We start from the raw sequence: 9,122 nt of genomic DNA, 5'->3' as shown, positions 1-9,122 counted from the left end.
CGCCGTCCCACACTCTGTATGCCGTGTTCATAGGAGCGAACCGTCCATGATAAGGACTTTAATGTCCGGATCGTTGAAAGTCCCTGAAATATAGGTGTAAGACATCAACTCTCCATCTTCACCCTTTACTTGCGAATACATAATGAGCGCATAGTCTCGTTCCACTTCTCGGATTTCATCGTCTTGAAAATTTTCGTAATCGTCCGTGTCAGAAATATACTCGTTGTAAATCCTTTCAGCATCCGCCTCGTCTTTCGCTTTGAGAAGCGCGTAATATGGATCATGGATTTCATAGAATTTCATTGTTCTTCCCCCTTCAATAATTGAGCTGATTTGAGAATCTGTTTAAAATGTGACATTGCATGGTCCCAACCGTCGTAATGACAGGGACGATTTAGTCTCTTGATGTCTTCCCTACCTGCTTCCATTTCATTGAACCCTTTGATGACTTCTTTGATATTTTGATTGTCGTACAGCGTTTGGATAGCCGCTTCCAGATAGACTGCCTGGTCAAGAGTTTCTTCAAGTGCGTGCTGCAACCAGCCGCGCAGATCATAGGCATTAACTTGGACGGGCTGGCCGTACTTGGCAAGCCCCTTTTCCTGTTGTGCGTTTAATTTGCTGATGACGGCTGAAATGATCGGGTTGTCGGTGTGGTTCATCAATACCCCTCCTGCTGCCGCTGATAATTGACGGCGTTTTTGTCCATGTAAGCCGCTTCGATCTGTTCCAAAGTAAATCCGAAACCGATAGTTCCAATGCTCAAGAACAAGGCCCAAGCCAAACTGAAACTGGTCTTTTTAGTGCTCTGATCTTTGGACATGTAAGAATTTAATAGCATCCATTTCATTTCTAGGAACACACCTGTTAAACCGCCTTCAAATCCCTTTTTCTTCATTTCGACAAACCCTTCTTCCGGTAGACTCATAGCATCTTCCCAGCCTTTTTTAATGGCTATTGAAAGGAAAAAGTGTAGGCAGTCGACAAATTCTTCAAGCAAAGAATACGATTTGTAGCCATATTCAGGTTTCCATTCAAGGGCGCCTCCGTCCTCAGATGGTTTCCAGTTATACTCCGGTTTTTTCGGCAGCTGGTTATTACTCCAATGCTTGAACCAGCGTCCTTCATTTGCAAATTCAGCTAATTCAGTATCCAGAGCAACATAAGTGTTTGGGAGCAAGTCCTGCCCCTCAAGCCCCTTTTCTTTGATGATCCGATCGTCAAGCACCTTTTGCATTTCAAACATTTTTTGTAGATTCATGATTCAACTTTCTCCCTTCTCCGTTTACGCGGAACGCCTATTTTTCTTGCATGATAGAAATAAGTATCAATACATTCGAAACCGAAATGCTGTGCAATTTGGAAGTGTGTCCAATTCTGGTTACGAAGCTCCGTCCATTCTTCCAGAGTGAACAGGCGATACGGTTTCTGGATTACTATCCCGTTAGCCTTTTTCCAGACGGAAAGAGTAGATGGAGAGCAATGGAGTTCCTCTCTCGCTATTTCCGTGTCAGACAAACCGATTTCACGAAGCTCTCGATATTGCTTTTCTGTGAAGCCGATATCATCAAGTAAAGTCACACTATTCCCTCCTAATTAGCCTTTAGCCTTGTAAACTTGGTCATATGTTCACTTACGCAGAATTCAGGAAGGTTTGCCCTGACAAGCTGCTCGGCGAAGGGCGGCGGAACTGCGTTGCCACATCGCTCAATCTGCTTCTTTTTCGAATACGCTACGCCGTTTATATCCCTATCAATCACGTAATTAGTCGGGAATCCCTGCGCCGCAAATAATTCATGAGGCTGAAGCATCCGCATCCCGATGTCTACGATCTGATAGTTTTCGCCTTTAATCGTGACCAGGCCGAACCTGTCTTTTGTGGTGACTGTATGCAGAGGGTCACTGAGAGCCTGCCCCGTGTCTGACCCGTAATATTTCGTCAGGAAAGCCCTGACTTCGCCAACGTGCAGGCCGCCCGCGGTTATCGTAGGCATTGGGTTCGTCACCGTTTGGCCGTCTCTACAAGTGCCGCGGAGCTTGATCAAGTGACTTGTAGCAAGAGCGAATTTATTGCCGCCGGCCGTTATGGTGCCGAGTGGTTTTTTCAGATCGAGCACCCGCCGGCCTTCCGGATCGCCGTATCCCATTTGAATGAGTGAATTACCGCGCTCCCCTATAACAAAAGGTTTTTTACTGTCAATGACAAAACGTTGTATACCTCGAGCGATGCGCCGCATTGTATTTTCTGAAAGAGGCTTTTTCCTGTTGAAAATTGACGGCGTTTCCAGTGACCAGTCCATAATCTCGGAGGCAGTCCGCCACGGTTTAAGCTTTCCGGACTTCACTGTCGCACTTTTTGGATCGCCATGTGTCGGCTCGGGCCATATGATCGGCCGCCCGTCACGCCGAGCGATTAAGAACAGCCTTTTCCGTATTGTCGGGGCGCCGTAGTCGCACGCCTTCAGCTCTTTCCATTCGACTTTATATCCGTGTCTGTTTAACGCTCTGACAAAGGAACGGAACGTATATCCTTTTTTGTCCGGGTCCGGCCTTCCATCTTTCCCAAGAGGCCCCCACGTCTTAAATTCTTCGACGTTTTCAAGAATGATTACCCGCGGACTTACCGTTGCCGCCCACCTGACCGCTACCCATGCAAGCCCCCGGATGCTCTTCTCAACGGGTTTGCCGCCCTTGGCTTTCGAAAAATGCTTGCAGTCCGGGGAGAACCAGGCTAAACCAATCGGCCGCCCCTTGGCTGCTTCCCTTGGGTCTACTTCCCAAACAGACTCACAATAATGTTCTGTATCCGGGTGGTTTACCTGGTGCATGGCAATGGCCGCCGGATCATGGTTAATCGCAATGTCCACCGAAAGCCCGGTAGCCAATTCAATTCCGGTACTGGCTCCGCCTCCGCCCGCGAAGTTATCGACAATGATTTCTCTGAAAAGTCCCAGTTGTTGCTTGATCATCCCGTCACCCCATCAATCCCGGCAGGACAGCGACAGCGAAGAAGAAAAGCCCCACGCATGCCCCGACCAGCCAGATACTTGTTTTATCCCGTTTAGCGATAATGGTATCGCCGATCATTTTGAGATCGTCAGAACGAGCGACAAGCGTCGGGATGTAGTCCGGGTGAACCTTTAAAAGCTCGGCCGCCTGCTCGACGGTCATTGCTTCGTCCTTCGTGGCCTTCACGTTCCGTTGCAGTTCTACTTGTAATGGCATCATTCCGCAGCCCCCTCCAGTGCCTGAGTTGCAATATGTTCAGCTATTTCAAGAGAATCAACTTTAGGATTTCCGGCTATTATATCGAGAGATTTTCGATAGTGTTCTTTTTCCTTAGTAAGCCGCTGAATCTCTTCCCGCGCCTGCCGAAACTGATTGACCGTGACTTCCTGCTGGCGTTGGTGTTCCTCAATGATTGCCTGCTGCTTAACAGACAGTTCAGTTCTATCAATCAGAAAATCAACATGTTCTTTAGTCATCCAGTATTGATCTGTTGACTTAGCATTTTCATAGCCTTTTAATTTTGAAATACGCGCTTTAATTTCCTGTAATTTATCCATGCCCGTTCCTCCCCCGCAGGGGAAACCCCTGCTATTTGAATTTGTGGCCGATCTCGTAATCACAACGAGCCAGGCCGCCTTTTATTGTTTGAATGATTGTTTTACCGTGTTCCGGGGCGTCCATTAAATGAGCAGTCCCTTCAGTGCCATCTAAAACGATGATGCGAACTTTCCCCGGCTCGATGCTTTGCTGAATAGTTGTTTCATGATTTTTTATTTCTGTTGGCTTGTTCACTCTGGCCGCCCCCTGTGCTATGATAGAAGTACCAGTTCATATCAAAGGCACTGAGGCGCAGCTTCGGTGCTTTTTTACGTTTTACGACGGCAGCCGCATCGTTAAGCCGGCAGATGGCTTTAATTCCTCACGGTAGATGATTGGATGCTTTTCGACGTATGCCGCCAACTGCTCCGCCGTCATTTTCCACTCCTTAACTGGACCAGGCTTGTATGGATCGATTTTTTCTTGCATAGCGATAACCTCCTGAATTGATTTTGGGAATTTCTGAACCTCCAAGCTTTTTGCAATCCGCTCCCATGCGGCTGGCGCATCGTTTGTAATCGGAACAGAGCATCATGCAGGCCATGAGCTTATCTTCTTCCTGCACCCACAACGGCCGATCGTCTACGATTACCACGTTTCGCAGTGGTCTTCCCCGCCTTTCTTTTGAGTTTTTTCAGCTCGTCCAGCTCAATGAAGCCGAGTGCCTTATCCAGCGCCAGCACCTTGAGTGGCGTCTCGTAAAGCCGCTCATACAGCTTGCGTTTGATGGCAAATTCCTTTGTTTCCACGCCCTTGATATCAATGATCTCGATACTGCCGTCAAGGTTATGAACCTCAAGTCTGCAATATATTCAATCTTCCGAAAAGTCTTGCCGTTCTTTTTGAATGCCTCTTGAAGCAGGAACCGCGGCTGCAGCTTAAAATCTTTGATCTGCTTGCTCATCTTGAGCCATTTCAGCTGTTCATAGTATTTGGCTTCGGCCCGGCTATCGAACGTGATGCCGTCCATCTGCGTTTTTCTGGCGCCGTACTTATTTGCTGGCATGCGATGCCTCCAAAAGCTCAGGATTTTGGTGAATATTGCCGATGACTTCTAAATCAACATGAGCTACAAATACAGTAGTCAAGCCTCGCTTTATTCGCTTGAATCTAAAACCTGGCACCTCTTTTGTCCAATAGATCCCGTCTGAAGCATGTTCAGCCACTTCTTCCTGCCATAAAACTTCTAATAGCTCATTTGAATTATCACGGTGGTTCCTTACAATGTCTCCCTCATAAATCTCCCGGCCGTTTTTGTCCTTTAATCCAGTGAATTGCCCAACTGTTTCCTGCCTCACACTGTAAGCGAATGGAACCCCAGCTTTATTAGAGATATAAGAACCAGGATCAATGCCCATGCTCTTAATTCTTTGTTTAATGATTGATAGGTTCCCGCAATACCATTCTCCGTTGATGCCCATTCCTCGAAACTTAACTTCTCTCATTCTTCCGCCTCCATATCTCTGACTATTTCCTTATCGGCCCGTTCCCGCGTGCCGTCGTTACCTCCCGTCAATTTGTTCCCAGTGCTGAATTTGCTTTTCCTTGTACGGCGCTGTGAGGATGATGGCTGGCAGCAGGATAACCGCTTTAAGCACTGTGCATCAGCTCCATTTGTTTGATTTTTTCCTCAAGCACCCGGATCGCCGGAGTAAGGTCCTGGCCGGCCGTTTGCTCGGCGGGCCCGAACAGATACATGCCGCCGGTTGCTGTGAAGTTCGCTTTTTCCGTCATTCCCAATCTCCTAACCTATGATTTAATTGCATCCGGTCGCCCTTAATGATCACCGTGTAATCTCTGCACATTTGATGAATCCGGGAGCCCAGCGCCTCGTCAATATCCAAAAGTTCACCCGTGTCGAGTTCGGAAGAGATTAGCAGAGGCTTGTGATTCAAGTACCGGTAATTCACAACCGATTGAATTTGCTCAATCTGCCATTCGGTAGCACGAGGCTTTTTGATTCGCCCCTCCATGGTCGTTGCAAAAACTGGCTTGAATAAATCATCAATGAACAGAACCTCAGCTTTTCGCATGGCGTCGAGCTTTGTTTCCAGCTGGTCAAAATCATTTCGCAGATCGCCCATTCCCTCAACGTACGGGAAATACATGCAGTAAATTGATTTTTTCTTGATCAAATTGTTCATGATCGCCGTTAACAAGTGCGTTTTTCCGCTGCCCGGTTGCCCGAGCAAAGCGATGCTGTTTGAACGATTTCCCCTAATGCTCTGAAAATCCTTATAGTATTCCACCGCGCACTCATAAGCGTCCTTGATCATGTCCGGCTTCCCGTCCTTAATGAAGTTTCCAAAAAGGAGCTTTTCGAATTCCTCCGTGATGCCGCTGGCCTTCATAAGCCGGGCGATCTTTTTCCGTTTTACACACTCGCATTGCTTTGAAAATGTGGTTTTCCATTCCCGGGCCTTATCCGGCAAGCATACTTTCCCTGCAAGATAATCCTCTTCCCTGACCATTTGATCGGGGGCCAGGCTCTCCATTGTCTTATGATCTTTCCTCAGTTGGCGCTCTGTGTCTTGGTGAATACGGTAAACAATAATGCCCTTATCCTTGCAGTCAGAGCACTCGTATTCAGCCTTTTCTTCTGAGGCGGCCTGTCCCGTTGAAGATGCTGCTGACCGATCCCGGAGCTTGGTTAGAATGGCCTTCATTGCCGCGTCCATATCTTGCGTTTTGCGAGCTTCCATACTGCTGTTTCTCCTTTCGTCTCTGGCTGAATGGGTTTGAGAGGATTGCTTCAATGTAATTCAGATTGACGTTGTTGCCCTTGCTTCTGAAAGCCTGTTTCATTGCTTCCATGACTTTCTCTTCGCCGTAATCATCCACCATATACCCGAGCCGCTGAACCTCCATTGTGCCAATTGTGCGGGCTGTTTTGTTTTCGAATAGTTCAAATGCGTTTTTCATTTTTTCGTCAACCTCCTGCTGTGCTTTTGGCGCTGATTCTTTTGGCGATGCTGCGTCTGGTATATCTGCTTTACCGTTCTCTGTTTCCTCATTACGCACTGGATTTTCAAAAGAGATCAGTTTGTATTTCCCGGCCTTTCTCCCCTGCGGCTCATATTCTATTCGTTTGAGCTCGATTAGAATTTTTCGATGCTTTATTAGTGTTGCTTCTGTGATTTCTATTTTGGCTTGAAGAGTGGTATTTGAAGTGGTGAACCACTCCCGCCACCCGGTTTTATTGTTGATGTGCATCAGATGGAACCATAACGCTTGTGTTGTTGCAGACAACGGATTCGTTTCTAACCAATTCATGAAGCCGTTCATTTCTTTCAGGTAGTTCATGGCTCACCTACTTCCTTTCACACAGTGCTGTCATGCCGCTGATGCGGACTAAACGTAAGCCAGGTTCATTTGTTCTGAGATAGCCTTCGACATAATCACGGAACAGCTGGGCGCGATTTGGTGCCCCTTCCGTCATCCACTTGTAACAGAAAGGGATGCCAACCTTAATCAAATGGCAGGTCATTTTCACTAATATCAACAGGCTTACCATCAAAAGGATCAGCATTCTGCGCGCTTGGCTTTTCTTCCGGTGCTTCAGCATCAATAATCTCTGGCTCTGCCATTGCGTCAGTAATGTCAATCCGCTCACGTTCCTCGTTATCCTCGATGACTGCCTTTTGCATTTCAACGGAGAGAATCCCCCATTTACTAAGCATGGATTTAAGAACGGTTTTAAGCGCCATTGCGTCCCAGTCCTTGCCCCAGCCAAAGTCCGACTTACTAAACTTCTTTTTGTGTTTCTCTACTTGCGTCTTTGTCCAATACACTGTTTTCCGGAAACCGTTTAAAAGCTCAAAGTAAGCAGCGTAGCCAATAACCGCATCTGATTCCCGTTTTTCAAAATCAATCTCTATTTCCTCGGTTAGTGGGTTCCACTTTTGCAATTCTCCTTTATGGACAGGTATGCAATTGATAGATTTATATTGGCCTGTCCGCAAAGCAAGCTGAATGTATCCTTTGTAACCAAGCTGAAATTGCGCGCGCCCTTTATACGGAACGATCCAGGCATAACCCAAGTTCTTATCCACTGGCAGATCAAGCGTTGCCGCCACCATAGCCGATGAAATTACACTCATAGGTTCTGCTTTTTGAAGAGTATTTTCACTGTTGTACAGACTTAAAATTGATGCTGTGAATTGAGACGCCCTTTTCCCCAGAACTTCTTCAAACCGGTTCATGACTGCCGGAGAAGAAAGCAGGCCTTTCATCGTTGTTCCCTGCGGCTGCCCTGGCGCGTTATTCTGTTTTTGAATGTTATTTTTAAGTGATTCATTTGTAGCCATATTTAGCTAACCTCCTTAATTCCAAAGCGTCTGTATTGAACTTCTTTTGTGACTTTCTCATATACATCTGGAAACTGCTCTTTCAGTTTATTAGTGTCGATCCGGTTAGTTATAACCGGTTTCCAGCTGGTCTGATAGTTTCCAATGAATCCGTATTCTGCTTCCTTCATTTCGTGCTTGATTTGGTTTTCTAATTCTTTCGCCTGCAATTGCAATTCAGCGATGCTTTCCTTTAATTGCAAATACTGCTTTATCCGTTCACGGTTTACCGCTGTAAGATCAATAACCTTGTTGCTTTCCGTTTCCGCATACCTTTTTTTCAGATATTCTTCTGCTGCGCTTGATCCGTCCAATGCGGGAGCAACCCCACCCAACACCGCAGTATTCCAAAACTCGACTTCGGCAGTGAATATCATTTCGATTAATTCATCATCCCGCTCAATTTCTTTCCAGACGAATTTATTGCCGCCGATCAGAACAGCAAAGTATGCTTTTTTATACTCGGGACCAAGCACTCCAAGATAGTGCTGGACCTGAACAATATAGTCAGCAGGGATCTCGTCATTTTCCCATTCTTTCAAGTTGTATTCCGATGTGGTCTTACATTCCAGAATGGCCTTTTCTCCAACGATCATTCGGTCAATATTCGCCAAAATGAAATCATGTTCAGGATGCTTCAGCATGGACCTTTTACGCCTAACTTTTTTCCCGCTCCGCACTTCAAATTCTTTTGCGACAATGTCCTCAAGGATTGAGCCGAAGTAAGCCGCCTCACTGGCTGACTCACTGACCGGGACTTGTCCCGTTTTGTCCAGCCATAATTCAAATGCGGTTCTCCATTTGTTTAACCCCAAGATTACGGAGGCATCTGAACCACCGATGCCCTTCCGTCGCTCAAGAAGCCATTCGTCCCGACTCATGTCCGCTGTCGAAGCGAAAACCTCTGCTTGCATTAAATAATCCCTGCCTTTCTTTTGTATGCTTCCGCACCAAGCCGCTGCCATTCTCGGTATGCGTCCATTGACGGGAAGGAAAATATGGGTTTGCCTTTACTGAACATGATTGAGCCGCCGACTTCTCTCAGGCGCTGTTGATCGTCCGCCCGGTCACTGAAAGATGCTGTTATTCGTTTAGCCATGTATAAAACCTCCATTGTTTTTTATGGGGCGTTTTGGTATAATAGGAATACAATCAATTACCAAAACGCCT

General features: G+C 46.7%; 16 protein-coding genes and 1 pseudogene. All 17 read right to left on the bottom strand.

The genetic code is table 11. From position 1 onward, the window contains the following. Positions 1-27 precede the first annotated feature (27 nt). Positions 28-303 carry a hypothetical protein gene (locus tag ACW5MY_RS03150; protein ID WP_013351210.1) on the bottom strand — a complete coding sequence of 92 codons (276 nt, stop codon included), beginning with the start codon at positions 301-303 and terminating at the stop codon, positions 28-30. Further along, a complete protein-coding gene (locus ACW5MY_RS03145) occupies positions 300-662 on the bottom strand; it encodes a hypothetical protein (RefSeq protein ID WP_013351209.1) in 363 nt (120 codons plus the stop codon). The genes ACW5MY_RS03150 and ACW5MY_RS03145 overlap by 4 nt, the downstream gene beginning before the upstream one ends. Further along, complete coding sequence (locus ACW5MY_RS03140; RefSeq protein WP_013351208.1) at positions 662-1,261, bottom strand: dUTP diphosphatase; 600 nt, start codon at positions 1,259-1,261, stop codon at positions 662-664. The genes ACW5MY_RS03145 and ACW5MY_RS03140 overlap by 1 nt, the downstream gene beginning before the upstream one ends. After that, on the bottom strand, positions 1,258-1,581 hold the full coding sequence (locus ACW5MY_RS03135) for a hypothetical protein (RefSeq protein ID WP_013351207.1): 324 nt from the start codon (positions 1,579-1,581) through the stop codon (positions 1,258-1,260). Before ACW5MY_RS03135 ends, ACW5MY_RS03140 begins: the two co-directional genes overlap by 4 nt. 11 nt (positions 1,582-1,592) lie before the next feature. Beyond that, the gene (locus ACW5MY_RS03130) at positions 1,593-2,969 is read right to left on the bottom strand and encodes a DNA cytosine methyltransferase (protein ID WP_013351206.1); all 1,377 of its coding nucleotides are present in this window, start codon (positions 2,967-2,969) and stop codon (positions 1,593-1,595) included. 4 nt (positions 2,970-2,973) lie between these two features. Further along, positions 2,974-3,228 (bottom strand): hypothetical protein, encoded by a 255-nt coding sequence (locus tag ACW5MY_RS03125; RefSeq protein ID WP_013351205.1) that lies wholly within the window; start codon positions 3,226-3,228, stop codon positions 2,974-2,976. Then, complete coding sequence (locus tag ACW5MY_RS03120) at positions 3,225-3,566, bottom strand: hypothetical protein (RefSeq protein WP_013351204.1); 342 nt, start codon at positions 3,564-3,566, stop codon at positions 3,225-3,227. The genes ACW5MY_RS03125 and ACW5MY_RS03120 overlap by 4 nt, the downstream gene beginning before the upstream one ends. A gap of 31 nt (positions 3,567-3,597) precedes the next feature. Further along, positions 3,598-3,801, bottom strand: a complete 204-nt coding sequence (locus tag ACW5MY_RS03115) for an XtrA/YqaO family protein (RefSeq protein WP_003155894.1) — start codon at positions 3,799-3,801, stop codon at positions 3,598-3,600. An 81-nt stretch (positions 3,802-3,882) separates the two neighbouring features. Beyond that, a complete protein-coding gene (locus ACW5MY_RS03110) occupies positions 3,883-4,035 on the bottom strand; it encodes a hypothetical protein (protein ID WP_013351203.1) in 153 nt (50 codons plus the stop codon). Positions 4,036-4,154: 119 nt separating this feature from the next. Further along, positions 4,155-4,612, bottom strand: a pseudogene (locus ACW5MY_RS03105) (DUF1064 domain-containing protein). After that, a complete protein-coding gene (locus tag ACW5MY_RS03100) occupies positions 4,599-5,051 on the bottom strand; it encodes a YopX family protein (RefSeq protein WP_013351201.1) in 453 nt (150 codons plus the stop codon). Before ACW5MY_RS03100 ends, ACW5MY_RS03105 begins: the two are co-directional and overlap by 14 nt. A gap of 145 nt (positions 5,052-5,196) precedes the next feature. Further along, positions 5,197-5,340, bottom strand: coding sequence for a hypothetical protein (locus ACW5MY_RS03095; protein WP_013351200.1), 144 nt, complete (start codon positions 5,338-5,340; stop codon positions 5,197-5,199). Beyond that, the gene (locus ACW5MY_RS03090; RefSeq protein ID WP_013351199.1) at positions 5,337-6,308 is read right to left on the bottom strand and encodes an ATP-binding protein; all 972 of its coding nucleotides are present in this window, start codon (positions 6,306-6,308) and stop codon (positions 5,337-5,339) included. Before ACW5MY_RS03090 ends, ACW5MY_RS03095 begins: the two co-directional genes overlap by 4 nt. Continuing rightward, positions 6,193-6,909, bottom strand: coding sequence for a DnaD domain protein (locus ACW5MY_RS03085; protein WP_013351198.1), 717 nt, complete (start codon positions 6,907-6,909; stop codon positions 6,193-6,195). The genes ACW5MY_RS03090 and ACW5MY_RS03085 overlap by 116 nt, the downstream gene beginning before the upstream one ends. A gap of 164 nt (positions 6,910-7,073) precedes the next feature. Next, a complete protein-coding gene (locus ACW5MY_RS03080; RefSeq protein ID WP_013351197.1) occupies positions 7,074-7,913 on the bottom strand; it encodes a recombinase RecT in 840 nt (279 codons plus the stop codon). Positions 7,914-7,915: 2 nt separating this feature from the next. Further along, positions 7,916-8,866 (bottom strand): YqaJ viral recombinase family nuclease, encoded by a 951-nt coding sequence (locus tag ACW5MY_RS03075; RefSeq protein ID WP_014471495.1) that lies wholly within the window; start codon positions 8,864-8,866, stop codon positions 7,916-7,918. Beyond that, the gene (locus ACW5MY_RS03070) at positions 8,866-9,051 is read right to left on the bottom strand and encodes a hypothetical protein (RefSeq protein WP_013351194.1); all 186 of its coding nucleotides are present in this window, start codon (positions 9,049-9,051) and stop codon (positions 8,866-8,868) included. Before ACW5MY_RS03070 ends, ACW5MY_RS03075 begins: the two co-directional genes overlap by 1 nt. Positions 9,052-9,122 lie beyond the last annotated feature (71 nt).

Source organism: Bacillus sp. Bwzl_19 (genome assembly GCF_054900515.1).
This window is presented reverse-complemented; position numbering and strand designations above follow the sequence as displayed.